This window comes from Streptomyces sp. NPDC042102, from assembly GCF_055582305.1.
Map to the genome: position 1 here is coordinate 630,347 of NZ_JBVJDL010000004.1, position 26,254 is coordinate 656,600.

Sequence of the window (26,254 nt, forward strand, 5' to 3'; positions counted from 1 at the left end):
TGGACGGACGCGGGGTCCGGCGGGCCCATGGCCCCGCACCCCGCACGCCCCGTCAGCCGACCGGGACGCCCGCCTCCAGGTTGAGGACCGTCGCGCGTTCGCGGGCGCGCAGGGCCCAGCGCAGCCGTTCGTAGCGGACCGGCGGGAGCAGCCCCGCCGCCTCCGCCTCCGTGACGAACCGCCAGGCGCGCAGCTCCGGGCCGGGCAGCCGCAGCCGCCCGACGGCCGCCGCGTCCAGCCGCCCGCCGTCGAAGAGCAGCCGCAGCCCTCCGAACCCCGGCGGGCAGGGCGGCTCCCAGTCCATCACCAGCAGCCCCGGTACGCCGTCCAGGGCGATGCCGAGCTCCTCCTCGACCTCGCGGACCCCGGCCCGGGCGGGCGCCTCCCCCGCCTCGACGACCCCGCCGGGGAACTCCCAGCCCGGCTTGTACGTCGGATCCACCAGCAGCACCCGGTCGCGGTCGTCGAAGAGCAGGACCCCGGCCGCGAGGGTCTCCCGGGTCGGCTCGGGAGTCTGGACGATGTCGCAGGTCCCGGCGGCGCCCGTGCGCACGGCCCGCGCGATCTGTTCGGCGGTCTGCCGGGGTGTCAGGTGCGCGGTGTCCACCCGCAGGGCGTCCCCCGCGAGCCAGCCGTCGAGCGCCGCCCGCCAGGCCCGCAGCACGCCGTCGGCCCGGTGGTCCGGGGCCCCGGGCTCCTCGCGGGCATCCGCGAGACGGGAGCGAAGGATCGTTTCCCCCGGGTCCAGGACCACGTGGCGTACCGGGATCCGGCGCGCCGCGAGCGCGCCGAAGATCTCGTCGCGGTAGTCCTGCCGCAGCAGGGTCATGGGCACGACGAGGGTGCCGCCCAGTTCCGCGAGCACCGCGGCGGCCCCGTCCACCACCAGCCGCCGCCAGCTGGGCAGGTCCTGGTGGTCGGTCACCTCGTCGAGGCGTTTGCGCGGCAGGAGTTGCCGCAGCGCGTCGCCGACGGTCTCCGGGTCGTACAGGGTGCTGTCCGGCAGGAGTCCGGTCAGTTCGCGGGCCGTGCTGGTCTTCCCGGCGCCGGAAGCACCGTTGATCCAGACAATCACGTCGATCCCTCTCCCCATGACTCGCCATGCCTCGTCCGAAGCCCCCAGTGGCCTGCCCGCACCACCCTGCCACGGAAACCCGGTTATCGGCCGAGGTGCTTATCCTCAAGGTCGGAGCCCCGTCCCGAAGCGTCCCCCGGTCCAGCCGTTCCGCAGTCCAGCACTTCCGCAGTCCAATCGTTCCGCAGTCCAGCCGTTCCGCAGTTCCGCAATCCCGCCCCCGATCGCCCCGTCCGTCTCCGCCGGAGGTCCACGAACCGTGCAGCACACCCGCCGCCCGTCCGAACCGCGTTACGGCCAGCGACCGACGATGAAGGACGTGGCCTCCCGGGCCGGGGTGGGCCTGAAGACGGTGTCCCGGGTCGTCAACGGTGAGCCGGGGGTCACCCCGGACACCGAGAAGCGGGTCCAGGAGGCCATCGACGCCCTGGGATTCCGCCGCAACGACAGCGCACGCGTGCTGCGCAAGGGCCGCACCGCCACCGTGGGCCTGGTCCTGGAGGACCTCGCGGACCCCTTCTACGGTCCGCTGAACCGGTCGGTGGAGGAGGTGGCCCGTGCCCACGGCGCGCTGCTGATCAACGGCTCCAGTGCCGAGGACCCCGACCGGGAGCGGGAGTTGGCGCTGGCGCTGTGCGCGCGCCGGGTGGACGGGCTGATCGTGATTCCGGCCGGGGACGACCACCGGTACCTGGAGCCGGAGATGCGCGCCGGGGTGGCCACGGTGTTCGTCGACCGTCCGGCGGGCCGCATCGACGCGGACGTGGTGCTCTCGGACAGCTTCGGCGGCGCCCGCGACGGCGTGGCGCACCTGATCGCGCACGGCCACCGCCGGATCGGCTTCCTCGGTGACCATCCCCGCATCCACACCGCGACCGAGCGGCTGCGCGGCTACCGCGCGGCGATGGCGGCGGCGGGACTGCCGGTGGCGGACGCCTGGACGGCTCTGGGTTCCACCGATCCGGGCCGGGTGACGGCGGCGGCCACCGCGATGCTGGCCGGGCCGGAGCCGGTGACCGCTCTGTTCGCCGGCAACAACCGGGTCACGGTGACCGTGGTCCGGGTGCTGGCCGCCGCGGCCCGGCCGGTGGCGCTGGTCGGCTTCGACGACTTCGAACTGGCCGACCTGCTGCGCCCGGGCGTCACCGTGGTCGCCCAGGACGCGGCCGCCCTGGGCCGGGTCGCCACCGACCGGCTGTTCCGGCGGCTGGCGGGCGCCGACCTGGCCACCGAGCGGATCGAGCTGCCGACCCGGCTGATCGCACGCGGTTCGGGCGAGATCCCGGCCGCCGGCTGATCCCCCACCGGACCGGGTCCCGCAGGACGGGCGCTCGCGTTCTCGGCGGACGGATGCCTGCCGGCCGCGGCCTGCCGCGAGGCACGCCGCGCCTGTGGCCGGCCGACGTCCTGTGAACGACCGCGCGGCCCGTCGCGGTCGTTCGCGGGCGGACGGACGTTACGCGGTGGCCGTCAGCGTGGCCGAGCGGCGCGGGATGGCGAAGGCGTCGATCTCGGCGCGGGACAGGCCGGTGAGGGTGGTGACCTCGTCGGCGCCGACGGCGCCGCAGTTCAGGCCGCGCACGAGGTAGCCGGCCAGGGCCTTGGCGGTCGCGGGCTCGTCCATGACGTCGCCCTCGATCTTGGCCACGTACGCCTTCAGCCGGCCGGCGGCGGCCTCGAGGCCCTCGCGGTAGAAGGCGAAGACGGCGGCGTAGCGGGTGGGGAGGTGGCCCGGGTGCATGTCCCAGCCCTGGTAGTAGGCGCGGGCCAGGGCCCGGCGGGTCAGGCCGTAGTGCAGCTTCCACGCCTCGTGGACGTGCTCGGTGGTGCCGATCGGCAGGACGTTGGTCGAGCCGTCGGAGACGCGTACGCCGGTGCCGGCGGCCGCGACCTGCATGACGGCCTTGGCGTGGTCGGCGGCCGGGTGGTCGCTGGACTGGTAGGCGGCGGACACGCCGACGCAGGCGCTGTAGTCGAAGGTGCCGTAGTGCAGGCCGGTGGCGCGGCCCTTGGCGGCGTCGATCATGCGGGCGACGGCGGCGGTGCCGTCGGCGGCCAGGATGGCCTGGCTGGTCTCGACCTGGATCTCGAAGCCGAGCCGGCCCGGGCGCAGGCCGCGGGTGGTCTCGAACGCCTCCAGCAGCTGGACGAAGGCGGTGACCTGCTCGGGGTAGGTGACCTTGGGCAGGGTCAGGACCAGGCCCTCGGGCAGGCCGCCGTGGGCGAGGAGGCCGGAGAGGAAGATGTCGGTGGTGCGGATGCCGCGGTCGCGGACGTTGGACTCCATGCACTTCATGCGGATGCCCATGTACGGCGCGTTGGTGCCGTTGGCGAAGGCCTCGGAGACGAGGCGGGCGGCGCGGGCCGCGGCCTGGTCCTCCTCCTCGTCGGAGCGGACGCCGAAGCCGTCCTCGAAGTCGATGCGCAGGTCCTCGATGGGCTCGGCGGCCAGCTTGGCGCGCACGCGCTCGTAGACCGGGCCGGCCAGCTCATCGGAGATGCCGAGGACCTTGCCGAGGGTGGCGGCGTCGGGGGCGTGCTCGTCGAGGGCGGCGAGGGCCTGGTCGCCCCAGGAACGGATGGTGCCGGGGGTGAAGACGTCACCGGGGACGTAGACCGTGTGGATCGGCTGGCGGGTGCCGGGGTCGCCCGGGTACCGGCGCGCGAGCTCCGCGTCCACCGGTGCGAGGGAAGCGCTGATGCCCTCGCTGACCGCACCTGCGAGGCTCGTCGCGACCTTCTCCTGCTGACCCATCCTGCACTCTCCTCTTTTCCGCTTCACGGAAGCATTGATCCGCATAGCAGAATTTAGTCAGGGGGTTCCGCTCAGTCAATGGTTGCAGGAAACGCCGAGGGGCCGCGTGGTGAGTGTCACCACGCGGCCCCGCGTCACAGCGTCTGCGCAGGTCAGCCCTTGCGCGCCTGGATCTCCTGGGTCAGCTGCGGGACGACCTGGAACAGGTCGCCGACCACGCCGTAGTCGACCAGGTCGAAGATCGGGGCCTCGGAGTCCTTGTTGATGGCCACGATGGTCTTCGAGGTCTGCATGCCGGCCCGGTGCTGGATCGCGCCGGAGATGCCGGAGGCGATGTACAGCTGCGGGGAGACGGACTTGCCGGTCTGGCCGACCTGGTTGGAGTGCGGGTACCAGCCGGCGTCGACCGCGGCGCGGGAGGCGCCGACGGCGGCACCGAGCGAGTCGGCCAGGGCCTCGATGATCGCGAAGTTCTCGGCACCGTTGACGCCACGGCCGCCGGAGACCACGATCGCGGCCTCGGTCAGCTCGGGGCGGCCGGTCGACTCGCGCGGGGTGCGGGCGACGACCTTGGTGCCGGTGGCCAGGGCGCCGAAGGTGACGGCGAGCGCCTCGACGGCACCGGCGGCCGGGGCGGCCTCCACCGGGGCCGAGTTCGGCTTGACGGTGATGACCGGCGTGCCCTTGGAGACACGGGACTTGGTGGTGAAGGAGGCGGCGAACGCGGACTGCGTCGCGACCGGGCCCTCGTCGCCGGCCTCGAGGTCGACGGCGTCGGTGATGATGCCGGAGCCGATACGGACCGCCAGGCGGGCCGCGATCTCCTTGCCCTCGGCGGAGGACGGGACGAGCACGGCGGCCGGGGAGACGGCGTCGTAGGCGGCCTGGAGCGCGTCCACCTTCGGTACGACGAGGTAGTCGGCGAACTCGGGGGCGTCGGCGGTGAGGACCTTGACCGCACCGTGCTCGGCGAGCACGGCGGCGGTGTCGGCGGCACCGGCGCCCAGGGCGACGGCGACGGGCTCGCCGATGCGGCGGGCCAGCGTCAGCAGTTCGAGGGTGGGCTTGCGGACGGCACCGTCCACGTGGTCGACGTAGACGAGAACTTCAGCCATGGGACTTCTCCAGCGATTGCGAAGTGTGAGGGGGCGGTTGAGGTGACCGAAGCCCTTAGATGAACTTCTGGCCGGCCAGGCTGCTGCCTAGATGAATTTCTGCTCCGCAAGGAAGGCGGCCAGCTGCTTGCCGCCCTCGCCCTCGTCCTTGACGATCGTGCCGGCGGTGCGGGCCGGGCGCTGCGCCGCGGAGTCGACCGCGGTCCAGGAGCCCTCGAGGCCGACCTCGTCCGCCTCGATCTCCAGCTCCTCCAGGTCCCAGGACTCCACCGGCTTCTTCTTGGCGGCCATGATGCCCTTGAAGGAGGGGTAGCGGGCCTCGCCGGACTGGTCGGTCACGGAGACGACCGCCGGGAGGGAGGCCTGGAGCTGCTCGCTCGCGGAGTCGCCGTCGCGGCGGCCGCTGACGGTGCCGTCCTCGACCTTGACCTCGGAGAGCAGGGTGACCTGCGGGACGCCCAGACGCTCGGCCAGGATCGCCGGGAGCACGCCCATGACACCGTCGGTCGAAGCCATACCGGCGATGACCAGGTCGTACCCGGCCTTCTCGATGGCCTTGGCGAGCACCAGCGAGGTGCCCATGACGTCGGTGCCGTGCAGGTCGTCGTCCTCGACGTGGATGGCCTTGTCGGCACCCATCGACAGCGCCTTGCGCAGCGCGTCCTTGGCGTCCTCGGGACCGACCGTCAGAACGGTGATCTCCGCGTCGTCCGCGTCCTCGGCGATCTGCAGCGCCTGCTCGACGGCGTACTCGTCGAGCTCCGACAGCAGGCCGTCGACGTCATCGCGGTCGACGGTCAGGTCATCGGCGAAGTGCCGGTCGCCGGTGGCGTCGGGCACGTACTTCACACAGACAACGATCCTCAAGCTCACGCCGGCTCTCCTACTGCATCGTCTTTTCTGGCTGCTGCCCTGTGCAGGCAGCATAGGCGCCTTACTGGGCGGTTCCCGCTCGGGGCGGCCCGCGCTCCGAACGAAATGTTACTCGTCAGTACAGCGTGCCTCCCACCGGGAGGCAAGGTCGCTGCACTGTGACCTTGCCAACGCCACCCGAACCCGCCCCAGCAGGGACGATTCAGTCCCGCAGCGCGTTGAAGCGACCCTGGTGGTACAGCAGGGGGCGGCCTTCCCCGCGACCTTCCCCCAGCGAGTGTCCCGCAACGGCCTCCGCGATGATCACCCGGTGCTCCCCGGCCGGTACCCGGGCCACCACCCGGCACACCAGCCACGCCAGCACCCCGTCCAGCACCGGCACGCCCTGCGGACCGGCGCTCCAGAGCGTCGGGTCCCCGAAGCGGTCGGCGCCGCTGCGGGCGAACAGCCCGGCCAGGTCCCGCTGGTCCTCGGCGAGTATGTGGACGCCGACGTGGTCGGAGCCGGATATCGCCGGCCAGCTGGAGGAGCCGGTGCTGATGGAGAACGACAGCAGGGGCGGGTCGGCGGAGACCGAGTTGAGCGAGGTGGCGGTGAAACCGACGGGACGGCCGCCGTCCACGGCCGTGATCACGGCGACACCGGCGGCATGCTGACGGAACACGGAGCGCAGCAGCTCGGGCGATCCCGTCCGGGCGGCTGCCGTGGGGGCCGAGGGGGCCGTCATGAGCAGGTCAGTTCCTTCCACTGCGCGTTCCGTGCGTCAGCCTGTCGAGCGCGGCGGCGCGCAGTCAAGCGGGTACGGACAGATGTCAGACGCGTCACGCTCGGTGCGGGCGCGTGTACCGGCGTACGGGCCGGACCCGCCGGGCGGCGCGCCGCGCGCGGGCCGGCGCTCGTACTGCTGCTCATCCGGTCTCTCGTACGGCCGCGCCCAGGGCCGCGATCACATCGGCCTTGCGCGGCATCCCGGCGGCGCGGCGCACGACGGCTCCCGTCGCGTCCAGGACCAGCACGGTGGGCGTCCGGACGATCCCGAGCGCGCGGACGAGGGAGAGGTGCTCCTCGGCGTCGATCTCGATGTGCGCGACGCCCGGAACCAGCGCGCCGACCTCGGTGAGGATCCGGCGGGTGGCCCGGCAGGGCTGGCAGAAGGCGCTGGAGAACTGCACGAGGGTGGCCCGCTCGCCGAGCGGAGCACCGAGCTCCGCCACGCCCAGCCGGGCCCGGTCCCTGTCCCCCTGCACGTGTGCTCCGTCCCCGGCGGAGGCCCGCCGTCCGTCCCGCTCGTGTTCCGTTCGCACGGTGGTCCGAGCGCTCCGGGGGCGCCCGGCATTCCCGTCATGATTCCCTGCGTGACAAGAATCTCGCCGGGCACGGGCGTCTGGGCTGGCCAGCGGCCCGTGTTTGGGGCACGATCCCCATGGCCACGTTACCTACGTTGGCGTAACTTCCGGCCGGGAGCACCTCCCCAGGCAGAAAGCGGGGTCTCCCCATGGCTGAGCTCGTCTACCCCCCGGTGATCGGTGCCGCGCACTCGCTGTTCCGTGCGCTGGACATCCGGATCGACATGAAGGGCACCGAGAACATCCCGCGCAAGGGCGGGGCCGTGCTGGTCTCCAACCACATCGGCTATCTCGACTTCATCTTCACGGGGCTGACCGCGCGGCCGTCGAAGCGTCTGGTGCGCTTCATGGCCAAGGACTCGGTCTTCCGCCACAAGGTGTCCGGTCCGCTGATGCGCGCGATGAAGCACATCCCGGTGGACCGCAAGCAGGGTGAGGCGGCGTACCAGCAGGCGCTGGACGCACTGCGCTCGGGCGAGATCATCGGTGTGTTCCCGGAGGCGACGATCTCGCAGTCGTTCACGCTGAAGAGCTTCAAGTCGGGTGCGGCGCGGATGGCGCAGGAGGCGGGCGTCCCGCTGATCCCGATGGCGCTGTGGGGCACGCAGCGGCTGTGGACCAAGGGCCGGCCGAAGGACCTCCGGCGCAGCCACATCCCGGTGACGATGCGGGTGGGCGAGCCGATCGAGGCGCCGGGCGACCAGTACGCGGGTGCCATCACGCGGCGGCTGCGCGAGCGGGTGGAGGAACTGCTGGAGGCGGCGCAGAAGGCGTACCCGGCCAAGCCCAAGGGTACGCAGGACTCGTGGTGGCTGCCGGCCCACCTCGGCGGGACGGCGCCGACCCCGGCACAGGTGCGCGAGGCCGGCGCGTCCTGAGGACTGCTCCCCGGTCAGTTGGGGTTCGAGGCGTGGGTGAGGGTCTCCCACGCCTCGAAGTGGTTCTCGGTGCCGGCGGGCCGCCGTGACTCGGTGAGCTGCCGGGTCTTGTTCATGGTGATGCCGAGGCGGCCCGCGAGGGCGTTGTAGCCGACCTCGGTGGCCGGCCCGATCCCCTTGGTGAGCCTGCCGCCGCACAGCCAGGACGGCACGGCCTCGCCGAGCTCGTAGCCGGCGTGGAAGCCGAGCGCGTGCCGGAACCGGTCCTTGAACTCGGGGTAGAGGTCACGGCCCTGGATGCGTGAGGTCTCGGCGACGTGCATGGTCGCGGCGATGGCCATGCCGGTGTGGCCGAAGTCCCGGCAGGTCTCCTGGGCGAGGCCGTCGACGAACGTGGTCTGGTCGTGCCAGTAGTCGATCAGCTCGCTCCGGGTGTCGATGGTGGAACGCGGCGGGTACTTCGGCTGTGCGCCGTCGGACTTCAGGTAGAAGTACGCGGGGACCCGGCCGAGGTAGACGGCCATGGCCTTGTCGTAGCTCGCCCCGTCGTCGAGGTGGACCGCGATGCCGATCGCGGCGTCCATCATGATCAGTTCCCAGTTGCCGTTGTTGTTCGGCTTGCCGCCGATGACCTCGGGCAGGTAGACGGTGCGCAGCATGGTCGCGAACTGCCCCTGCTGGGGCCAGCCGCCGGGGTAGGTGTGCTTGATGATCTCGGCGGCGCGCGGCCAGGTGGAGCCCGCCCAGCCGCTCTGCAGCGGGGCGTTGGAGTTGGTGTGGTCCTTGATCGTGCCCGACCAGGCGTCCATCAGCTCGATGGACTTCCTGGCGTACCGGGCGTCCCCGGTGATGTACCAGGCCAGCGCGTGGCTGTAGGCGGCGATGGCGTCCTCGCGCTCGTCGGTGCAGCCGATGTTCGGGTTCGAGTACGAGCCGCACTCGACCACCGCGCGGGGCTTGGGCGTCCGGGAGAGCGAGCCGTACTTGCTCGCGAGCATCTGGTCGTACGCCGCTTTCCAGGGCTGCTCGCCGGCCTGCACCTTGGCGCGTACGAAGTCCAGCTGGGCGCGGCTGTTGAGGACGCCGGGATGGGTGAACCGGGCGGGGGCCGCGGGAGCGGCGGCCGCGGCGGGCGTGGGGGCGGCGGATGCGGCAGCGGGGGCGGCGGCCGTGGGCGTTAAGCCCAGGGCGAGCGCCGCGAGCCCGGCGCAGAGCCCGGCGGGGAGTCCGAAACGCATGGGGGGCCTTCCGGTCGGAGGGGTTCCGGAGGCCCGAAGATACTCATGCCCATGCCAAGCTGACAACGATGTCCGACAAGAAAGTTTCCTATTGACCCGCTCGACCCGCGCGCCGGCGGCTGCGGTGCGCCGCGACGCGGACCCGGGTGGCGCAGGCGGTGGAGCAGTACCGGCGGGGGCTGCCGGGACCGGTGCCGAGGAAATAGCGGCCGCAGCCCGCGGCGGGACAGGCGCCCCAGACGACGCGGCCGTGCGCGGTGAGCAGCTGGGCGAGCGCGAGCGCCCCGGAGGCGAGGAACCACTCCCCCCAGCCCGCCCCGGCGCCGCGGTCGACGTGCAGGTGCCAGGGGTGGCCGTCGTGCCGGGTCAGCCGGGGCCGCGCGCCGCACTCGGCGAACAGGGCGTTGACGGCCTCGGCCGCGCGGTCCGCGTCCGGTTCCGCGAGGAGGGCGCCCATCCGGCGCGCGGCGGCCCGCAGTTCGGCCGCTCCAGCCTCGGTGAAGGCGGGCTCCTGGAGGTCCCGCGAGGCTTCACCGTGCCGGGCGAGCAGGGCGGCGAGCCCTGCGCGGGGCAGTCCGGGGTCCTGGCGGACCGCCTCCGCGATGTCGAACAGGCGCCGGGCGGGGTCGAATCCGTTCACACCTCACTGTAACGTCTTGAGGCATGATGGCGTTACGGCGATATCTGGGCGCGGCACTGGCCGCGCGACTGGCCTCCGAGGGCATGGGCATCGCGCTGGTCCTGCTGGCGCTGGAGCGCACCGGCAGCGCGGCGCACGGCGCGTTCGTCCTGACGGCGTGGCTGGCGCCGCACGTGCTGGCCGCTCCGCTGGCGGGGGCGGCGGCCTCGCGGACGCGCCGGCCACGGCTGTTCCACGTGGCCGCGCTCGCCGGCTTCGCGCTGTGCATGGCGGCGCTGGCGCTGCTGGTGGGCCGGGCTCCGACCCCGGTGGTGCTGGTGGTGGCGATGGCCGGCGGTTCCTGCGGTCCGATGGTGACGGGCGGACTGTCCAGCCTGGTCGCGGGACTGGTCCCGGCGGGCCCGGGGCTCGACCGGGCGTACGCGTGGGACGCCGTCACGTACAACGCGGCCGGTGTGACCTCCCCCGCGGTCGTCAGCGCCTTCGCGGCCCTGGGGTCGGCGGGGACGGCGGTCCTGCTGCTGGCGGCCGGGTGCGCGCTGGCCGCGGTCCTGGCGGCCACCCTGCCGTACGCCGCGCAGCCGCCGGCGGCGGCCGGTGCCTCGCTGCGGGCCGGGATGGCGGCGGGGCTGGCGGCGCTGTGGCGGGTGCGGGAACTGCGGGCGATCACCTCGGCGACGACGCTGGCGTTCGTCGGGGTCGGGGGCTTGAGTACGAGCGCGGTGCTGTTCGCGGGCCGGCTGGGCAACCCCGACGGCGGCGGGGTGCTGCTGACGGCGTTCGCCGTCGGCGCCCTGGGCGGAGCGCTGACGCTGGGCCGGATCACGGCGGTGGCGCCGGGACGGATGGCACGCTGGGCGCTGACGGGGACGGGACTGGCGCTGGCCGGTGCCGCGTTCGCGCCGTCGGTGACGGTGGCCGCCGCGCTGTTCGCGGTGGCCGGGGTCTGCGACGGCCCGCTGCTGACATCGACCCTGCGGATCCGCTCGGAAGGGGCGCCTGCGGCGGTGCGCACGCAGGTCTTCACCCTCGGCGCGGGCCTGAAGGTGACGGCGGCCTCGGCGGGCGCCGCCCTGGTCGGCCTCGCGGCGGCCGCTCCCCCGTACGCCCTGCTGCTGGCCATCGCCGCGCTGCAACTGGCGGGGGCCGTCCTGCACCTGTCGATCCGCCCCGCGCGGGCGGTGGCCGGGCCGGAGCCGGCGCTGCCGCTCCCGGCCCGGCCGGACCCGGAGAAGGGCTACTCGGCGCCCTGAGCAGGGGGCCGGGTGGGCAGGGCCGCGAACGGGACGGCCGCGGTGGTCCAGGAGAAGGCCATACCGTACCGCTCCGCTTCCCTCTCGGCCTCCTTGTCGGTGATCTCGTCCCGCCGGACGAAGTCGAACGTCGTGATCGCCGTCCAGAATTCGGATCCCTCGGGATGCGCCCACCACAGGGCGGTGACGAACCGCGGCCGCCGCGTCACGTTGATGAGGTTGCTGTTGTGACGGACCCGGGCGTGATGAACGGTGTGCTCGTCGCATTCGGGGCAGTACATCTTGCCGGCGCTCTTCTCCCACGAATAGTGGGCCTCCTGGAATCTGACTTCGTCGATCCTGCCGCGGTCCTTCCGCATCAGCTGCACGTTGAGCCACGCCTCGATCGAGTCGAACCCGGCACGGGCGGGCACCTGGACCACCTTGACCACCCGGTACTCCTCATCGGGCTCCAGCCACGCCCCTGCCCCGTAGAAGGGACCGGTGGCGATCGTGGTCACCTGCGTACCGGCCACGTACCGGCCCACGTCGTTGATCTGCGCGAGGGTGACCTTCCTCCACTCGCCCAGGCCCGCCCCCTTCTCCGAATAGGCGGACGCCCGCCCTTGGACCAGGTACTGGTCGTTGGTGATGTACACGCCGACCTTTCCCGTGTTCTTCGCGGAGAAGGCCACCGGAAGGTGGACGACCGGACGGCTCGGATCCATGCGCGGGGTGCCGAAACTGGCGTCCACCTTGACGACCATGGGTGTGGACGTCGGCTGGTAGAGGGCCGAATAGCCCAGGTTGGTCGACGCCAGTGCGCCGGTGGCGATCACGCCCGCGGCGATTTTCCTGGGGTGCGGCATCCCTTGCCACACCCGGTCACGGCCGAGCAGCCAGAGCCCCCACAACGACCAGCCGAAGAGCGGGAAGAAGGCCAGCGCATAGCGCGTGTATTCGCGCTCCTCGAACCAGATGAACAACAGGAGGAAACAGCCGGCGAAGGTGATGAAGACACCCAGCAGGACCAGCACGCCGGAGAACCGGTGCTCCCTCTTCCCCCAGTAGTCCAGGGCCGCGAAGGCGGCACCGCCCTGCGCCAGCCCCGCGACGACGAACAGGAAACCCGTGAGCCGCCCGGCGAAGGTCAGGGCGCCCAGGGCGTCGGGCTTGCCGATCACGACGTGCATGACCATGGAGGCGGCCAGACCGGCCACCATCAGGCCCATCACGGTCAGTCTGCGGGCTCGGCGGTCGGGCCAGACGTCGCTGCCGCCGCCGAGCCAGCGTATGGACGTACGGTCGTCCAGGTCCGCGTCGCGGGGGTGGCCGAACCGGGTGAGCACCCGGCGCAGGTCGTCGGGCGACCAGGCGCTGCCCACCCGCTTGCCGCTCAGTGTGACCTCGCGCAGCCCCCGGCTGTCGGGCGGGTGCACCGCCACTTTGGGCCTGTCTCGCATGGGGCCAGGCTCGGTCGCGCCCGCGGCCGGCGCAACCTCGGGTACGCCGTCCGGGCCGCCCGTCGAACGGGCGGCCCGGAGGGCGGATTGCGCCGACTATCGGGTCAGCGGGCCATCTCTTCCTTGAGGGCCTGGAGGAAGCCGTCCACGTCCTCCACCTGGGTGTCGAAGCCGCACATCCAGCGGACGTGGCCCTCGGCCTCGTTCCAGAAGTAGAAGCGGTAGCGCTTCTGCAGGCGCAGCGTGACCTCGTGCGGGAGCTTGGCGAAGACCGCGTTCGCCTGGACCGGGTAGAGGATCTCCACCCCGTCGACGTGCCGGACGCCTTCCGCCAGCCGCTGCGCCATCGCGTTGGAGTGCCGGGCGTTGCGCAGCCACAGGTCCTTGGCGAGCAGGGCCTCCAGCTGGACGGAGACGAACCGCATCTTCGACGCGAGCTGCATCGACATCTTGCGGACGTGCTTCATCTGCCGGACCGCGTCCGGGTTGAGGACCACCACGGCCTCACCGAAGAGCATGCCGTTCTTCGTGCCGCCGTACGACAGCACGTCGACGCCCACGGTGTTGGTGAACGTGCGCATCGGCACGTCCAGCGAGGCCGCGGCGTTGGCTATCCGGGCGCCGTCGAGGTGCACCTTCATGCCCAGCCCGTGCGCGTGCTCGCAGATCGCCCGGATCTCGTCCGGGGTGTAGACCGTGCCCAGTTCGGTGTTCTGGGTGATCGACACGACCTGCGGCATCGCCCGGTGCTCGTCCTCGAAGCCCCAGGCCTGCCGGTCGATCAGCTCGGGGGTGAGCTTGCCGTCCGGCGTGGCGACGGTGAGCAGCTTCAGGCCCGCCATCCGCTCGGGCGCACCGCCCTCGTCGACGTTGATGTGGGCGCTCTCGGCGCAGATCACCGCGCCCCAGCGGTCCGTCATCGCCTGCAGGGCGGTGACGTTCGCGCCGGTGCCGTTGAAGACCGGGAAGGCCTCGGAGTACGGGCCGAAGTGGCTGCGGATGACCTTCTGCAGGTGCTCGGTGTACTCGTCCTCGCCGTAGGCGACCTGGTGGCCGCCGTTGGCGAGGGCGATGGCCTCGAGGATCTCCGGATGCGCACCCGCGTAGTTGTCGCTCGCGAAGCCGCGCACGGCAGGATCGTGGTGCCGGCGGGCGTCGGTCTTTACGGTTGCGGGGTGAGCCACAGACGCTGTCCGTTCACTTCGGAGGCGGGCCGCTCCCAGACGCCGGCGATGGCCTCGGCCAGTTCCGTGACGTCGGTGAAGCCCGCGAACTTCGCATTGGGGCGCTCGGCGCGCATGGCGTCGTGCACCAGTGCCTTGATGACCAGGATCGCAGCCGCCGCGCGCGGGCCCTCATCGCCCCCCGCCTTGCGGAAGGAGTCGGCCATGGCCAGCGTCCAGGCCTCGGCCGCCGCCTTGCCGGCGTTGTACGCGGCGTTGTTGGCGACCGGCTTGTGCGCGCCGACCTGGCTGACCAGGACGTAGCGGCCCTTGTCGCTGCGCAGCAGGCCGTCGTGGAAGGCCATGGAGGTGTGCTGGACCGTGCGGATCAGGAGGTTCTCAAGGAAGTCCCAGTCCGCGAGGTCGGTCTCGGTGAACGAGGCGCTGCCGCGCCAGCCGCCGACCAGGTGGACCAGGCCGTCGATCCGGCCGAACTCCTTCTCGGTCCGGTCGGCCCACGCCTTGGCGGCCTCCAGGTCGAGCAGGTCCACGGTGTCACCGGTGACGGTGGCCCCGCCGTGGGCGTAGCGGGCCGCGTCCACGGCCTCGGCCAGACGGGTGGGGTCGGCGTCCGACGCGACGACCGTGGCACCCGCCTCGGCCAGGCGGAGCAGGGTGGCGCGGCCGGCGGGCCCGCCGGCCCCGGCCACCGCCACCACCGCTCCGTGGAGCTTTCCGTTGCCGTTCCCGGAGCCGTTCATGCTGGAAGCCTCCTGTGCGCGAGCGCTCACGCGGCGACCCGCTCGGCGTCGAGGGCGGTGATGCCCTTCGTCGAGGCGATCACGCCCTTGAGCTTCTTGGCGAGGGCCTCATAGAACATGCTGAGCGGAAACTCGTCGGGAAGCACGTCGTCCACGAGCTTGCGCGGCGGCTGCGTCAGGTCCAGGGCGTCGGGGCCCTTGGCCCACTTGGATCCCGGGTGCGGGGCCAGGTAGGTGGAGACGAGCTCGTACGCCTTGAACCAGTGGACGAGCTTGGGGCGGTCGATGCCGGCCCGGTACAGCTCCTCGATCTCGGCGCACAGCTCGTTGGTGACCTGCGGGGCACGCATCCAGTCGATCTTCAGCTTGTTGTCCGTCCAGCGCACGACGTCGTGCTTGTGGAGGTAGGCGAAGAGCAGCTGGCCGCCGAGGCCGTCGTAGTTGCGGTTGCGGTCGCCCGAGACCGGGAAGCGGAACATCCGGTCGAACAGGACGGCGTACTGCACGTCGCGGCCGTGCTCGTTGCCCTCGGACTCCAGCTTCACGGCCTCCTTGAAGGCGGTGAGGTCGCAGCGCAGCTCCTCCAGGCCGTACATCCAGAACGGCTGGCGCTGCTTGATCATGAAGGGGTCGAACGGCAGGTCGCCGTGGCTGTGGGTGCGGTCGTGGACCATGTCCCACAGGACGAAGGCCTTCTCGCAGCGCTCCTGGTCCTCGACCATGCGCGCGATGTCCTCGGGCAGCTCGATGCCCAGGATGTCGACGGCGGCCTCGGTGACCTTGCGGTAGCGGGCGGCCTCGCGGTCGCAGAAGATGCCGCCCCAGGTGAAGCGCTCGGGGGCCTCGCGGACGGCGATGGTCTCCGGGAAGAGCACCGCGGAGTGGGTGTCGTAGCCCGGGGTGAAGTCCTCGAAGGTGATGCCGAGGAAGAGCGGGTTGTCGTACCGGGTGCGCTCCAGCTCGGCGAGCCACTCGGGCCACACCATCTTGAGCGCGACGGCCTCCAGGTTGCGGTCCGGGTTGCCGTTCTGCGTGTACATGGGGAACACGACGAGGTGCTGGAGCCCGTCGGCGCGCTCGGCGGCGGGGTGGAAGGCCAGCAGGGAGTCGAGGAAGTCCGGCTCCTGGAAGCCGTCCGCGGCCCACTTGCGCAGGTCGCCGACCAGGGCCCGGTGGTACACGGTCGCGTGCGGCAGCAGCGGGGAGAGCGTCTCGACGGCCGCGACGACGCGCTCGACGGCGGCCTCGGCGGCCGCCCGGCTCGGAGCGGCGTCCGCGTCGAAGTCGATGGAACCGTCCTTGGACTGCCAGGGGCGGATCTCTTCCACGGCGGCCTTGAGCTCGGGCCACGCCGGGTGGTCCACCACCCGCGCACCGGCGGTTATCGCGCCACCGCCCACGCCCGGCACAAGAGTTTCCGTCATGTCACTTCCTCCACAGGAGAACCTCACGTCGTGACAGCGTATGCGCGCAAGGCTCTCCCGCTCAAGAGGGAACTCGGGAAATTATTCGGCGTCACCCCCTTCTCCACCGAAAGTCTTCCCGTCGTTTGCCGTGGAGGCGATGGCTCCGCCCAGTCTTTCCATGGCCTGCGCCGCCGCGGGCAGCACCGGGGACAGGGCCAGGAAGCCGTGGAACATCCCCGGGTGCAGATCGAGGACCGAAGGCACTCCATTGGCCTGAAGCAGCCGGTGGTAGGCCACCCCGTCATCGGCCAGCGGGTCGCAGCCGGCGACCACCACGTGGGCGGGCGGCAGCCCGGCGAGGAGCGCGGGGGCGGCGTTCAGCGGGGAGGCGAGCGGGTCGGCGCCGTCCGCCCCCGGGCCCAGGTACTGCTCCCAGAACCACCTCAGGTGCGTCGCGGTCAGGTAGAAGCCCTCCGCGTTGCGCCGGTGGGAGCCGCCGGTCCGGGCGGCGTCGAGCGTGGGGTAGATCAGCACCTGGAGTGCGACGCGGGCCACCCGCGGCCCGCCGCGGCCCGCGCCCGCGGCGTGCAGCAGGGCGGCGGCGGCCAGGTTGCCGCCCGCGCTGTCGCCCGCGACGACCAGGGCGCCGGGATGGCCGCCGAGGTCACCGAGGTGCGCGCCGGCCCAGCACAGGGCGGCGTGGGCGTCCAGGACGGCCGCCGGGAAGCGGTGCTCGGGGGCCCGGCGGTAGTCGACGGACACGACCACGGCGCCGGCCGTACGGCACAGGGTGCGGACGGTGGCGTCGTAGGTGTCGAGGTCGCACAGGACGAAGCCGCCGCCGTGCGTGAAGACCACGGTGGGGCGCGGCCCGGGCCACCGCAGCGGGTCGGGCCGGTAGATCCGTACGGGGACCGGGGGCGCCCCGGGCGGGCCGGGGACCGTACGGTCGGCCACGGAGCCCACCTCGGGCGGCGGCGCGGCGGACGGGGGCACGGCGGCCAGGATCCGGCGGGCCTCGCCGGCGTCGGTGACGGCGCCGCCGAGATCGGGGAAGAGGGCGGAGAGGGCGCGGACGAAGGGCCGCGCCCGCGGGTCGAGCCGGCCGGCGGCCGCGGGCACCGCTTCCGGCGGTGGGGCTGGGGACACGGGAGGTCCTTTCCTGGACGCGAGCGGGGCGAGGGCGGCGGGGCGAGGGGGGTGGGGCGCGCGGCGGGGGGCGCGGGGCGGGCGCTCAGGCGGTGCGGAAGTGCGGGATGACCTTCTCGCCCCACTGGCGCAGCGTCTCCAGGCAGGCCTCCTGCGGCACGGTCCCCATCTGGATCAGGCACATGATCTCGTCGGCCCCGGCCGCCCTCAGCCGCTCCACGTACGCGATGGCGTCGTCGGCCGTGCCGTAGGCGTGGTCGGCGTTGAAGGTGGCCGTCGAGGTGGGCTTCACGGGGATGTCCAGCTCGTGCAGCCGGGCCACCACCTGCTCGGCCGCCCTGCGCATCTCGGCCGTCTCGTCGGCGCCGTCGACCACCGCCTCGTCCGGCACGCCCGCGCCGCCGTACCAGTGGCCGATGGACTGGGCGAAGAAGCGCTGGCCGCGGGTGCCGATCCGGCGTGCCTCCGCGCGGTCGTCGAGCACGATGGTGGGGCAGAGCACCGAGAAGTGGTCGTTGACGGCGGTGGAGACGAAGCGGCCCCCGTCCCGCCCGGCGACCGCCGCGTCGTAGACCGCGCGCATCGAGGCGATCGACTCGGGTCCGGCGAAGCCCATCACCAGGGCGCCGACGCCCAGTTCGGCGGCCCGGACCAGGGTCTCGGCCCGGCTGCACGCGAGGAAGAGCGGCGGGTGCGGGGTCTGCCGCGGGCGCGGCAGGATGGGGTGCGGGTCGATGTCGATGAGCTCGCCGTGGTATTCGAGCTCGTCGCGCTGCCACGCCGCCCCGATGATCCGCAGGGCCTCCTCGACCTCCTGCGCGGTGCGGTCGCGGTCGACCCCGCACAGCGAGGTCTCCTGCTCGGTGCCGCCGCGGCCGGCACCGAGGTCGACGCGGCCGCCGGAGAGCAGGTCGAGCATGGCGGCGCGCTCGGCGACCCGGACCGGGTGGTTGAAGTTGAAGGGCATGCACACCACGCCGTGGCCGATGCGTATGGTGTGCGTCCTGGCCGCGACCCACGTCAGGAAGATCTCAGGTGCGGACATGTGCGCGTACCACTTGAGGGAGTGGTGCTCGACGGCCCAGATCCGGTCGAAGCCCATCCGTTCGGCGAGCACGGCCTGTTCGACGCAGTCGCGGATGACCTGGTGCTCGCGTGCGACGGTCGGGTCGGCCAGCTGGGCCTCGAAGATCACGGAGAATTTCACGGCGCCTCCAGGGTTGCGTCCCGTGTCCGGTCTTACTTCAATTCGTCATATGACTAGTCGTCAGAAGCCGAAGAAGCAAGACCTGCCACCGACCGCCTGGGCGGTGCTCGGCCTGCTCTCGTTCCCCGGCGAGCGGACCGGGTACGAACTGAAGAAGTGGGCCGACTCCTCGTTGCGCTTCTTCTACTGGTCGCCGGCGATCAGCCAGATCTACGCCGAGCTGCGCCGCCTGGAACAGCTCGGGTACGCCGCCTCCACCCGCTCGGGACCCGAGGAGATCCGTGCCAAGCGCCGGTACGCCATCACGGACGCCGGACGGGCGGCGCTGGCCGGCTGGGCCGCCGGCACCACCGACGCCGGACCGGTGGTGCTCAAGCACGGACTGCTGTTGCGGGTGTGGCTCGGGCACCTGGCCGAGCCGGAGCGGCTGCGCGCGATGGTGTCCGGGCACCAGGAGCGCACCCGGGGCGAGCTGGCGGCCGTACGGGAGGCCCTGGAGCACGCCGGTGACACGGCGGACTGGGCCTTCCCGGAACTGGCGCTGCGCTGGAGCGAGCGGCAGCACCTGGCGGAGCTGGAGCTGGCCGAGGCGCTGCTGGCGGACCTGGCGGTGCTGGAGGCCTCCCGCAGCGTCCCGGGGAGCGAGGGTGAGACGTCCGGTCAAGGCCCCGCGGACGCGCCCACCGGAGGGTGACACGCGGCGGGGCCCGCGAGCCCCCTCAGACCTGGCGGGAACCGGCCGTACGGCCCTGTCCGGGCCGTGCAAGGCCGGTCTCATCGTGGCCGCCGCCGACTACGCTGCCTCCTCACCGCACGGCTCCGGTCGGGACACCGGGCCGTCGCTGGCGAGCCGCCGTCGACGGAAGCGAGAGAACCTTGACTTTCCTCACCATCGGTCACCGCGGGGTCATGGGTGTCGAACCGGAGAACACCCTGCGCTCGTTCGTACGCGCGGAACGTTCCGGCATGGACGTCATCGCGCTGGATCTGCAGGTCAGCAAGGACGGCGCGCTCGTCGTCCTGCACGACGCCGAGGTGGACCGCACCACCGACGGGTCCGGTGCCGTCGCCGACCTCACCCTGGCCGAGCTGCGCGAACTCGACGCCGGGCTCGGTGAGCAGGTGCCGGTCCTGGAGGAGGCGCTGGACGCGGTGGGCACGCCGCTGCTGGCCTCGGTGGAGGACCCGGCCACCGCGCGGGCCCTGGCCGGCGTACTGCTGCGCCAGGACCTGACCACGCGGGTGGAGGTGTCGTCCTCCCACGACGCGCTGCTCGCCGAGATGGCCCGGCTGGTGCCCGGCGTACGGACCGTGCTGACCGCGGGGCACTACGGCGAGGACATCGTGGACCGGGCGCTGGCGGCGGGTGCGGAAACGGTCGCCCTGAACCTGCGGCGGCTCACGCTGGAGACCGTGGAGTCGGCGCACGCCGCCGGGCTGCGGGTGACGGCCTGGACGGTGGACACCCAGGAGCAGCTCCGGCTCGTGCGGGCCCTGGAGCTGGACGGGGCGACGACCGGCTTCCCGGAGATCCGTCTGACCGGCCGCTTCACGGCCTGACGCGCACGGGCCCGCGCGCGCCGCCGGCGCGGAGCGGCCCGGTCGGAGCCGCTCGGTCGGAGCGGCCCCGTCAGAGCGGCTTGGTCAGCAGCTCGAAGGCCAGGTCGGTGCGACGCGGGACGCCGAAGCGCTCGTCGCCGTACGGGAAGGGGCTCAGTTCGCCGGTGCGCCGGTAGCCGCGGCGCACGTAGTAGGCGATGAGCTCCTCGCGGACGTTGACCACGGTCATGCGCATCTCCGTCGCGTTCCACAGCGCGCGGGCGCGGCGTTCGGCCTCGGCCAGGATCTCCTTGCCGAGGCCGCCGCCCTGGAGCTGCGGGCGGACGGCGAACATGCCGAAGTACGCGTGGTCGCCGCGGTGTTCGAGCTGGCAGCAGGCCACCTGCTCGCCGCCGCGCTCGACGACCAGCAGGACGCTGTCGGGAGAGTCGATGATCGCCCGCACCGCGGCCTCGTCGGTGCGCTGTCCGTCGAGGTAGTCCGCCTCCGTGGTCCAGCCCGCCCTGCTGGCCTCGCCGCGGTACGCGGACTCCACGAGCTCCACCAGGGCCGGTATGTCGGCCGGTCCGGCGGGGCGGAAGGTCAGGGCGGCGGGGTCGGTGTCGGCGATCTCCATGGGCAGAGCGTAACCCCGCGGCCGCGTGCGGCCCGCGGTGGGCGGGCATCTCTTCGGTGACACCGTCGGTCGATCCGGGAGGTCGTCCCGTGCACGGTCCCACGTCGTCCCTCTCCTCCTGGCTGCTGGTGCTGCTGTGCGCGGTGAGCGGCGCGTACTGCCTGCGGCGGGTGCGCGCGGCGGACGGGGGCGTGGCCGCCGCGGAGGCCGTGATGGGGCTCGGCATGGCGGCCATGGCGGTGCCTGTGGGGGCCGGGCGTCCGCTGTCGCTGCTGCTGGCGGGGGTGTTCGGCGCGGCCGCGCTGCACGCGGTGTGGCTGCTGCGCCGGGGTCCGCACCACGCCCACCACCTGGTGGGGTCGCTGGCGATGCTCTACATGGCGGGGACCGCGCTGTCCGGGCAGGGGCACGGGCACGCGCAGGGGTTGCCCCTGGTGACCGGGGCACTGCTGCTGTACTACGCCGGGTACGTGCTGCTGGGCGGCGCCCGGCTGATCACGGCCGGCGGCCCGGCGGGCCGGGCGGCGGAGCCGGTCGCCGCGGAGCCGGTCCCCGCGGCCGCGGCCGGGGAGCTGACCCGGGCGTGCCGGCTGGCGATGGGGATCGGCATGCTGGCGATGCTGCTCGCGATGTAGATGTGGATGTAGATGTAGCCGCGGGCCCGGGGCCACGCGGTGCGGCCCGGCGGGACCGGCGGGACCGGGGCGCCAAACGTGTCCTGCGTCACCAAAGACACCGGACCGTACCCGCAGGTAGTGCCGCGCTCATAGGCTGGTTCCCATGATGGTCCCCGCCGTTCTCCTGATGCTCGGCGCCCTGACCGCGATGGTCGCGCCCCGGCTGCTGGCCCGTGCCGACTGGCCCGAACGCGAGCCCGTGGTGGCGCTGTGGGTGTGGCAGTGCGTGGTGGCCGCGGTGCTGCTGTGCTTCGCGCTGTCGATGGTGCTGAGCGCGGCCGCCGCCTGGCAGGTGGTCCGGGGCCGGCTCTTCGCCTCCGCCCCGCACGGGGTGGTCGAGGCGTACGCGCTGGGCGCGGGCGGCCCGTGGGCCGCCGGAACGGCGCTGCTGCTGGCCGGGGGCGCGGTGTGGAGCGGGGCGATGCTGACGCGCGAGGTGCTGCGGGCGCGGTCCCGGCGGCGGACGCGCCGGGCCGAGCTGCTGGAGCGGGCACCGCTGCTGCCCGGCGAGGAGCCCGGTGCCCAGCGGCTGGTGCTGCTGGAGGGGCAGCGCCCCGACGCGTGGTGGCTGCCGGGTGCGGCGCCGCAGCTGGTGGTGACGACGGGCGCGCTGGCGCGGCTCAAGGGGCGCCAGCTGGATGCCGTCCTGGCGCACGAGCAGGGGCACGCCGCGGCGCGGCACGACTGGCTGCTGCACTGCTCGCGGGCGCTGGCCGGCGGCTTCCCGCAGGTGCCGGTGTTCGCGGCGTTCGAGGCGGAGATGCACCGGCTGGTGGAACTGGCGGCCGACGACGTGGCCTCCCGCCGGTTCGGGCGGCTGACGATCGCACTGGCGCTCGTCGGACTCAACGAGGACCGCGGGGTGTTCGGCCCCTGCCCGGCGCACGAGGCCCATGTGCCGCAGCGGGTGCGGCGGCTGCTGTCGGCCGCGCCGCGGCTGCCCGCCGGGCGCCGGCTGCGGCTGACGGCGCTGGCCACGCTGGTTCCGGCGGTGCCGTTGATGGTGGCGTTCATGCCGGGCCTGCGGGCGCTGTAGGACACCCCCCGGTGCCCGCCCGCGGCGCGGCGCCCACGGCTCCGGCCACGGCCGGGCGGCGGCCGCCGGATGCGAGGATCGCGGGTATGCGCCACCACCCCCTGCGTCCGACCGGAACCGTCTGCGTGCTGCTCGCCGCCGCCCTGACGGTGCTCGTGGTCACGGGGTGGCGGCCGTTGCTCGGCTGGGACCTCCGGATCGCCGTCGCCCTGCACGCGCACGCGGTCGGCCATCCGGGGGCGGTCGCGGTGAACCAGGCGTTCAGCGACTGGGTGTGGGACCCGTGGACCATGCGGGCGCTGGCGGTCGTGGCCGCCGGCCGGCTGTGGTGGCGCGGGGAACGGGGGCTCGCGGTGCGGTGCGCGGCGGCCGTGGCGGTGGCGACGCTGCTGTCGCAGGGGCTGAAGGCCCTGGTCGAGCGGGAGCGGCCGCTGTGGCCGGACCCGGTGGACTCCGCGGACTACGCCGCCTACCCCTCGGGGCACGCGCTGACGGCGACGGTGGTGTGCGGGCTGCTGCTGTGGCTCGCCGTCCGGCCGGCCGCGGAACCGGCGGGGACGGCGTCGGCGCATACGGCGGGCACGGCGCGTACCGCGCGCACGGCACGGGCGGCACCGGCACGTAAGCGCCGCGGGTGGGCCGCGCGGGCCGCGTGGGCGGCGGCCGCGGTCTCGGTGCTCGGGGTCGGGTTCACCCGGGTGTACCTGGGGGTTCACTGGCCGTCCGACGTGGTGGCCGGCTGGCTGCTGGGGGTGGCGGTGGTGTGCTGCGCGCTCGCCGGGGCGCGCCGCCCGCAGCCGGGCCGGGTGCCCTCTTCTCGCGGCGGCGGGCAACCGCGATCCTGACACGGATTCGTGAGTCGGGTACCGCCGACGGGGCGGTACCGCCCTTGGGGAGGCCATCATGCCCATGCTCGTGATCGAGGGAAGCTTCCGGGTGCTGGGCGCCCGGCCGGACGGGGACTCGGTGCGGTTCGTACCGGCCGACCCCGCGCACTGGGACCTGGTGCCCGGTCCGCACCGGGTGCGCGCCAACAGGGCCGGGTCGGCGCAGTTACGGCTGGACGGCATCGATTCCCTGGAGACGCACTACATACCGGCGCACGGCAGCGAGCTGCACCAGCCGGCCCCGTTCGCCCAGGACGCGGCGGACGAGCTGATCCGCTGGCTGGGGTTCACCTCGGTACTGCGCGACGGGCACGGCACGATCAGCTCGGCGGAGCCGGCGGCGGTCACCGGGTACGTCCTGACCCGGGGCGCCGACGTCCACGGCCGCTGCGTGGCGTTCGCGGGGCGCGGGCCGGCCCCGGCGCACAGCGGCAGCCGGATCCATGTGGACGTCACGCTCCTGCGGCAGAGCGCCAACGTGCACCAGCTGCGGCGCGGGCTGGCGTACCCGACGTACTACACCAAGCTGTACGCCGACCTGCGCGAGGCGATGACGGCGGCGGTCGTGGAGGCCCGGACCGAGGGCCGCGGTCTGTGGCCGGCGGACCAGACGCAGACCGGGGCGAAGGTGGACGGGCTGGCGGCGCTGAGCGAGAGCGCGGTGCTGCTGCCCAAGCTGTTCCGGCGGCTGGCCGACTATCTGACCCTGGGCGCGGGCGATCCCTCGCTCGCGGGCTTCGGGGAGTTCCTCGACCAGCGCGGCGACCGGGTGCTGGTGCTCCCGCACGGGCGGTTCACCGGGCTGTCGTCGCTGGTGGAGACCGACGGGCAGAGCGTACGGATGACGGCGGCGCCGGAGGATCTGGTCTTCCAGGAGCGCTGAAGGAAAGGCCGGCCGCGCCGCGCACGCCTGCGAACGGTGTTGGGGCGATCCCCCGCGTCGCCCCAACACCGCTCCTGCGCTGAGTATATTGGCTGGGAGCCAGTCAACGCAGGAGTAAGCATGTCCCCGCGCAGCGCATCGGTCAATGAAGAATTGCGGAGACGCTCCCGCGAGCGGCTGCTCCAGGCGACGGTCGAACTGGTGGCGGAAAACGGCTACGAGGCAACGACCCTCGGCGACATCGCCGACCGGGCGGGCGCGGCACGCGGTCTGATCTCGTACTACTTCCCCGGCAAGCGCCAGCTGCTGCAATCGGCCGTGCACCGGCTGATGCACCAGACCCTCCAGGCGGCGCTGGAGCGCGAGCCCGTCTCGGACGACGGCCGTGAGCGGCTGGCCCGGGCCATCGACGCGATCCTGGGCCTTGCCCGCGACCAGCCGCTGCTGATGCGCACCCACATGGCGGGCATCCTGCAGGCCGAGGGGTTCGTGCAGTGCCCGGAACAGCAGCGGCTCGCGGAGCTGCTGCGGGACACCGTCACCCGGTACGGGACGCTCGACGTCGACAAGGACTACCCGATGCTGCGGGCTCTGCTGATGGGCGCCGTGTTCGCGGTGCTGCTGCCGGGGGCCGCGATGCCGGCGGCGCGGCTGCGGGCCGAGCTGTTCCAGCGCTACGGGCTGGACTGGGAGCTGGGGGTTCCGCCGGACGGGGGACCGTCCGGCGGAACCGTGTTCACGCAGTGACGCGGCGGGACCGGTGGGGCGTCGGCCCCACCGGCCGCGTCAGTGGTACTCGGGCTGCGTCTGGACGTTGAGCCGGTCCATCCACACCCACGAGGCCGGCGCGGTGCGCCAGTCGTCGATCCGGAGCACGTCGAATCCCTTGGCGATGTCGTTCGAGTAGATGTGCCCGTTGTAGTAGTACGCCGACCAGGAGCCGCCCAGGCTCAGGGCGTCGGTGCGCAGCGGACCGCGTTCGAAGTAGCCGATCTCCTTGGGCCGGGCCGAGTCGGTGAAGTCCCAGATCGAGACTCCGCCCTGGTACCAGGCCTGGACCATGATGTCGCGGCCGCCGCCGACCGGGATCAGCGAGCCGTTGTGGGCCACGCAGTTCTCGGTGTCGGCCTGGTGACGCGGGATCTTGAAGTAGCTGCGGAATTCGAGCTTGCGCTGGTCGCCGCGGCCGGTGATGTCGTAGATGCCGTCGGCGCCCCGGTCGGGGCCGGTGGCCTCGTTGCACGTGGCGCCGCCACCGCCGCCGAGCTCGTCGGTGAAGACCACCTTGTCGGCGCGTTCGTTGAAGGTCGCCGAGTGCCAGAAGGCGAAGTTCACGTTGTCCTGCACCCGGTCGATGACCCGTGGCTGCTCGGGCCTGCTGATGTCGAAGAGGATGCCGTCACCCATGCAGGCGCCGGCGGCCAGGTTCTTCGAGGGCAGCACGGTGATGTCGTGGCAGCCGGTGGTCTTGGAGACGCCCGGGTTGGTGGGCCCGCCCGGGTTGCCGCCGTCCGGGAAGAGGATGGGGAAGGCGACGACGGCGGCCTTCTGCGGCGCCTTCTTCGGGACCTTGATCACGGAGATGCCGTCGTGCGGGGGCTGGCAGTCGGGGAACGTCTCGTTGGGCGAGTAGGAGGAGACGTAGAGGTAGAGGTCGCGGTGGCCCGGCACCAGGGTGTGGGTGTGGGAGCCGCAGGCGGTCTCGACCGACTTGATGTATTTGGGGTTCTTCTTGTCGCGGATGTCGAAGATCTTGATGCCCTCCCACGAGGACTTCTCCGTCGCGGGCTGCGAGACGCTGTTGCAGGAGTCGTCGCTGCGCGAGGAGTCCGTGGAGAGGAAGAGCAGGTCGCCGGAGACCGAGATGTCGTTCTGGCCGCCGGGGCAGAGCACCGTGCTGACGGCCTTGGGGGTCTTCGGGTTGGCGATGTCGTAGATGGTGAAGCCGTCGTAGCTGCCGGCGTAGGCGTACCGGCCCTGGAAGGCCAGGTCGGAGTTGACGGCGTTCGGGTTGGCGCTGGGGATGTTCGCCAGGTGCTTGACGTTGGGGCTGTGGACGATCTGGTCCTGGCCCGGGATGCCGCCCGCGACGCGGGCGTTCGGGGAGACCTGGAGATCGCCCGGGTCGGGTGTTGCGGCCGCCGGTCCGGCGGCCAGGAGCGTGGCGAGGAGTCCGGCCGCCGCGGCGGCCACCCCCAGACGCCTGCGCCGCACCCGGTGGGGGTGTAACGAGGTCACTGTGCCCTCCCTGGAATACGTCTGGAGTACGTACAGACCCGGGCAGTATCGTCCTT

The 26,254-nt window shown here is 72.9% G+C and carries 26 protein-coding genes; 10 read left to right on the forward strand and 16 right to left on the reverse strand.

Annotated elements, in window-relative coordinates:
• Positions 1-52 precede the first annotated feature (52 nt).
• Complete coding sequence (locus ACZ6KO_RS20915; RefSeq protein ID WP_469305483.1) at positions 53-1,075, reverse strand: NUDIX hydrolase; 1,023 nt, start codon at positions 1,073-1,075, stop codon at positions 53-55.
• 310 nt (positions 1,076-1,385) lie between these two features.
• Here ACZ6KO_RS20915 and ACZ6KO_RS20920 point away from each other — a divergent pair, with 310 nt between their 5' ends.
• The gene (locus ACZ6KO_RS20920; protein ID WP_469305484.1) at positions 1,386-2,372 is read left to right on the forward strand and encodes a LacI family DNA-binding transcriptional regulator; all 987 of its coding nucleotides are present in this window, start codon (positions 1,386-1,388) and stop codon (positions 2,370-2,372) included.
• Between the two features lie 159 nt (positions 2,373-2,531).
• Here the strand turns inward: ACZ6KO_RS20920 and ACZ6KO_RS20925 are convergent, their stop codons facing one another.
• From ACZ6KO_RS20925 to ACZ6KO_RS20945, 5 genes are all read right to left on the reverse strand, one after another.
• Entirely contained in the window at positions 2,532-3,830 is a 1,299-nt protein-coding gene (locus ACZ6KO_RS20925) for a DUF6986 family protein (protein ID WP_469305485.1), read from the reverse strand.
• A 152-nt stretch (positions 3,831-3,982) separates the two neighbouring features.
• Complete coding sequence (locus ACZ6KO_RS20930) at positions 3,983-4,945, reverse strand: electron transfer flavoprotein subunit alpha/FixB family protein (protein WP_469305486.1); 963 nt, start codon at positions 4,943-4,945, stop codon at positions 3,983-3,985.
• Between the two features lie 87 nt (positions 4,946-5,032).
• Entirely contained in the window at positions 5,033-5,818 is a 786-nt protein-coding gene (locus tag ACZ6KO_RS20935; protein ID WP_401446255.1) for an electron transfer flavoprotein subunit beta/FixA family protein, read from the reverse strand.
• 202 nt (positions 5,819-6,020) lie between these two features.
• Complete coding sequence (locus ACZ6KO_RS20940) at positions 6,021-6,545, reverse strand: flavin reductase family protein (RefSeq protein ID WP_469305487.1); 525 nt, start codon at positions 6,543-6,545, stop codon at positions 6,021-6,023.
• Between the two features lie 181 nt (positions 6,546-6,726).
• Positions 6,727-7,065 carry a TlpA family protein disulfide reductase gene (locus ACZ6KO_RS20945; protein WP_469305488.1) on the reverse strand — a complete coding sequence of 113 codons (339 nt, stop codon included), beginning with the start codon at positions 7,063-7,065 and terminating at the stop codon, positions 6,727-6,729.
• 248 nt (positions 7,066-7,313) lie between these two features.
• Between ACZ6KO_RS20945 and ACZ6KO_RS20950 the strand changes: the two genes are divergently transcribed.
• A complete protein-coding gene (locus ACZ6KO_RS20950) occupies positions 7,314-8,042 on the forward strand; it encodes a lysophospholipid acyltransferase family protein (RefSeq protein WP_469305489.1) in 729 nt (242 codons plus the stop codon).
• A 14-nt stretch (positions 8,043-8,056) separates the two neighbouring features.
• Here the strand turns inward: ACZ6KO_RS20950 and ACZ6KO_RS20955 are convergent, their stop codons facing one another.
• Positions 8,057-9,280 (reverse strand): alginate lyase family protein, encoded by a 1,224-nt coding sequence (locus tag ACZ6KO_RS20955; RefSeq protein ID WP_469305490.1) that lies wholly within the window; start codon positions 9,278-9,280, stop codon positions 8,057-8,059.
• A gap of 88 nt (positions 9,281-9,368) precedes the next feature.
• Positions 9,369-9,920 carry a CGNR zinc finger domain-containing protein gene (locus ACZ6KO_RS20960; RefSeq protein ID WP_469305491.1) on the reverse strand — a complete coding sequence of 184 codons (552 nt, stop codon included), beginning with the start codon at positions 9,918-9,920 and terminating at the stop codon, positions 9,369-9,371.
• A 23-nt stretch (positions 9,921-9,943) separates the two neighbouring features.
• On the opposite strand from ACZ6KO_RS20960, the gene ACZ6KO_RS20965 reads away from it, so the two are divergent.
• A complete protein-coding gene (locus ACZ6KO_RS20965) occupies positions 9,944-11,173 on the forward strand; it encodes an MFS transporter (RefSeq protein ID WP_469305492.1) in 1,230 nt (409 codons plus the stop codon).
• On the opposite strand, the gene ACZ6KO_RS20970 is transcribed toward ACZ6KO_RS20965, so the two are convergent.
• From ACZ6KO_RS20970 to ACZ6KO_RS20995, 6 genes are all read right to left on the reverse strand, one after another.
• Positions 11,158-12,615, reverse strand: coding sequence for a hypothetical protein (locus ACZ6KO_RS20970; protein WP_469305493.1), 1,458 nt, complete (start codon positions 12,613-12,615; stop codon positions 11,158-11,160). The genes ACZ6KO_RS20965 and ACZ6KO_RS20970 overlap by 16 nt on opposite strands.
• A gap of 104 nt (positions 12,616-12,719) precedes the next feature.
• Positions 12,720-13,799, reverse strand: coding sequence for a threonine aldolase family protein (locus tag ACZ6KO_RS20975; protein ID WP_469305494.1), 1,080 nt, complete (start codon positions 13,797-13,799; stop codon positions 12,720-12,722).
• Entirely contained in the window at positions 13,778-14,539 is a 762-nt protein-coding gene (locus tag ACZ6KO_RS20980) for an SDR family NAD(P)-dependent oxidoreductase (RefSeq protein ID WP_469305495.1), read from the reverse strand. The genes ACZ6KO_RS20975 and ACZ6KO_RS20980 overlap by 22 nt, the downstream gene beginning before the upstream one ends.
• A 26-nt stretch (positions 14,540-14,565) precedes the next feature.
• On the reverse strand, positions 14,566-15,963 hold the full coding sequence (locus tag ACZ6KO_RS20985) for a DUF6421 family protein (protein ID WP_469305496.1): 1,398 nt from the start codon (positions 15,961-15,963) through the stop codon (positions 14,566-14,568).
• An 81-nt stretch (positions 15,964-16,044) separates the two neighbouring features.
• Positions 16,045-17,094 carry an alpha/beta hydrolase gene (locus ACZ6KO_RS20990; protein ID WP_469305497.1) on the reverse strand — a complete coding sequence of 350 codons (1,050 nt, stop codon included), beginning with the start codon at positions 17,092-17,094 and terminating at the stop codon, positions 16,045-16,047.
• A gap of 85 nt (positions 17,095-17,179) precedes the next feature.
• Positions 17,180-18,301, reverse strand: a complete 1,122-nt coding sequence (locus ACZ6KO_RS20995) for an LLM class flavin-dependent oxidoreductase (protein WP_469305498.1) — start codon at positions 18,299-18,301, stop codon at positions 17,180-17,182.
• Positions 18,302-18,350: 49 nt separating this feature from the next.
• On the opposite strand from ACZ6KO_RS20995, the gene ACZ6KO_RS21000 reads away from it, so the two are divergent.
• Positions 18,351-18,995: a PadR family transcriptional regulator gene (locus tag ACZ6KO_RS21000; protein WP_469305499.1), complete on the forward strand. Its 645-nt coding sequence runs from the start codon at positions 18,351-18,353 to the stop codon at positions 18,993-18,995.
• 182 nt (positions 18,996-19,177) lie between these two features.
• Positions 19,178-19,861 (forward strand): glycerophosphodiester phosphodiesterase, encoded by a 684-nt coding sequence (locus ACZ6KO_RS21005; protein ID WP_469305500.1) that lies wholly within the window; start codon positions 19,178-19,180, stop codon positions 19,859-19,861.
• 70 nt (positions 19,862-19,931) lie between these two features.
• On the opposite strand, the gene ACZ6KO_RS21010 is transcribed toward ACZ6KO_RS21005, so the two are convergent.
• Positions 19,932-20,477, reverse strand: coding sequence for a GNAT family N-acetyltransferase (locus ACZ6KO_RS21010; protein WP_469305501.1), 546 nt, complete (start codon positions 20,475-20,477; stop codon positions 19,932-19,934).
• Positions 20,478-20,566: 89 nt separating this feature from the next.
• On the opposite strand from ACZ6KO_RS21010, the gene ACZ6KO_RS21015 reads away from it, so the two are divergent.
• The 5 genes from ACZ6KO_RS21015 (at position 20,567) to ACZ6KO_RS21035 (ending at position 24,707) form a co-directional block, all read left to right on the forward strand.
• The gene (locus tag ACZ6KO_RS21015; protein ID WP_469305502.1) at positions 20,567-21,112 is read left to right on the forward strand and encodes a DUF5134 domain-containing protein; all 546 of its coding nucleotides are present in this window, start codon (positions 20,567-20,569) and stop codon (positions 21,110-21,112) included.
• A 145-nt stretch (positions 21,113-21,257) separates the two neighbouring features.
• Positions 21,258-22,190, forward strand: coding sequence for a M56 family metallopeptidase (locus ACZ6KO_RS21020; RefSeq protein ID WP_469305503.1), 933 nt, complete (start codon positions 21,258-21,260; stop codon positions 22,188-22,190).
• A gap of 86 nt (positions 22,191-22,276) precedes the next feature.
• The gene (locus ACZ6KO_RS21025) at positions 22,277-23,035 is read left to right on the forward strand and encodes a phosphatase PAP2 family protein (protein ID WP_469305504.1); all 759 of its coding nucleotides are present in this window, start codon (positions 22,277-22,279) and stop codon (positions 23,033-23,035) included.
• Positions 23,036-23,093: 58 nt separating this feature from the next.
• The gene (locus tag ACZ6KO_RS21030) at positions 23,094-23,960 is read left to right on the forward strand and encodes a nuclease (RefSeq protein WP_469305505.1); all 867 of its coding nucleotides are present in this window, start codon (positions 23,094-23,096) and stop codon (positions 23,958-23,960) included.
• 120 nt (positions 23,961-24,080) lie between these two features.
• Complete coding sequence (locus ACZ6KO_RS21035) at positions 24,081-24,707, forward strand: TetR/AcrR family transcriptional regulator (protein WP_469305506.1); 627 nt, start codon at positions 24,081-24,083, stop codon at positions 24,705-24,707.
• 39 nt (positions 24,708-24,746) lie between these two features.
• Here the strand turns inward: ACZ6KO_RS21035 and ACZ6KO_RS21040 are convergent, their stop codons facing one another.
• Positions 24,747-26,198 (reverse strand): LVIVD repeat-containing protein, encoded by a 1,452-nt coding sequence (locus ACZ6KO_RS21040; protein ID WP_469305507.1) that lies wholly within the window; start codon positions 26,196-26,198, stop codon positions 24,747-24,749.
• Positions 26,199-26,254: the final 56 nt, after the last annotated feature.

What these genes read in the sequence shown, in the direction of transcription:
- ACZ6KO_RS20940 (WP_469305487.1), bottom strand. Translation starts at nt 6,545, where the DNA reads ATGACGGCCCCCTCGGCCCCCACGGCAGCCGCCCGGACGGGATCGCCC.
- ACZ6KO_RS20930 (WP_469305486.1), bottom strand. Translation starts at nt 4,945, where the DNA reads ATGGCTGAAGTTCTCGTCTACGTCGACCACGTGGACGGTGCCGTCCGC.
- ACZ6KO_RS21030 (WP_469305505.1), top strand. Translation starts at nt 23,094, where the DNA reads ATGCCCATGCTCGTGATCGAGGGAAGCTTCCGGGTGCTGGGCGCCCGG.
- ACZ6KO_RS20970 (WP_469305493.1), bottom strand. Translation starts at nt 12,615, where the DNA reads ATGCGAGACAGGCCCAAAGTGGCGGTGCACCCGCCCGACAGCCGGGGG.
- ACZ6KO_RS21000 (WP_469305499.1), top strand. Translation starts at nt 18,351, where the DNA reads ATGACTAGTCGTCAGAAGCCGAAGAAGCAAGACCTGCCACCGACCGCC.
- ACZ6KO_RS21035 (WP_469305506.1), top strand. Translation starts at nt 24,081, where the DNA reads ATGTCCCCGCGCAGCGCATCGGTCAATGAAGAATTGCGGAGACGCTCC.
- ACZ6KO_RS21020 (WP_469305503.1), top strand. Translation starts at nt 21,258, where the DNA reads ATGATGGTCCCCGCCGTTCTCCTGATGCTCGGCGCCCTGACCGCGATG.
- ACZ6KO_RS20955 (WP_469305490.1), bottom strand. Translation starts at nt 9,280, where the DNA reads ATGCGTTTCGGACTCCCCGCCGGGCTCTGCGCCGGGCTCGCGGCGCTC.
- ACZ6KO_RS20985 (WP_469305496.1), bottom strand. Translation starts at nt 15,963, where the DNA reads ATGACGGAAACTCTTGTGCCGGGCGTGGGCGGTGGCGCGATAACCGCC.
- ACZ6KO_RS21010 (WP_469305501.1), bottom strand. Translation starts at nt 20,477, where the DNA reads ATGGAGATCGCCGACACCGACCCCGCCGCCCTGACCTTCCGCCCCGCC.
- ACZ6KO_RS20950 (WP_469305489.1), top strand. Translation starts at nt 7,314, where the DNA reads ATGGCTGAGCTCGTCTACCCCCCGGTGATCGGTGCCGCGCACTCGCTG.
- ACZ6KO_RS20920 (WP_469305484.1), top strand. Translation starts at nt 1,386, where the DNA reads ATGAAGGACGTGGCCTCCCGGGCCGGGGTGGGCCTGAAGACGGTGTCC.
- ACZ6KO_RS21025 (WP_469305504.1), top strand. Translation starts at nt 22,277, where the DNA reads ATGCGCCACCACCCCCTGCGTCCGACCGGAACCGTCTGCGTGCTGCTC.
- ACZ6KO_RS20925 (WP_469305485.1), bottom strand. Translation starts at nt 3,830, where the DNA reads ATGGGTCAGCAGGAGAAGGTCGCGACGAGCCTCGCAGGTGCGGTCAGC.
- ACZ6KO_RS20965 (WP_469305492.1), top strand. Translation starts at nt 9,944, where the DNA reads ATGATGGCGTTACGGCGATATCTGGGCGCGGCACTGGCCGCGCGACTG.
- ACZ6KO_RS20980 (WP_469305495.1), bottom strand. Translation starts at nt 14,539, where the DNA reads ATGAACGGCTCCGGGAACGGCAACGGAAAGCTCCACGGAGCGGTGGTG.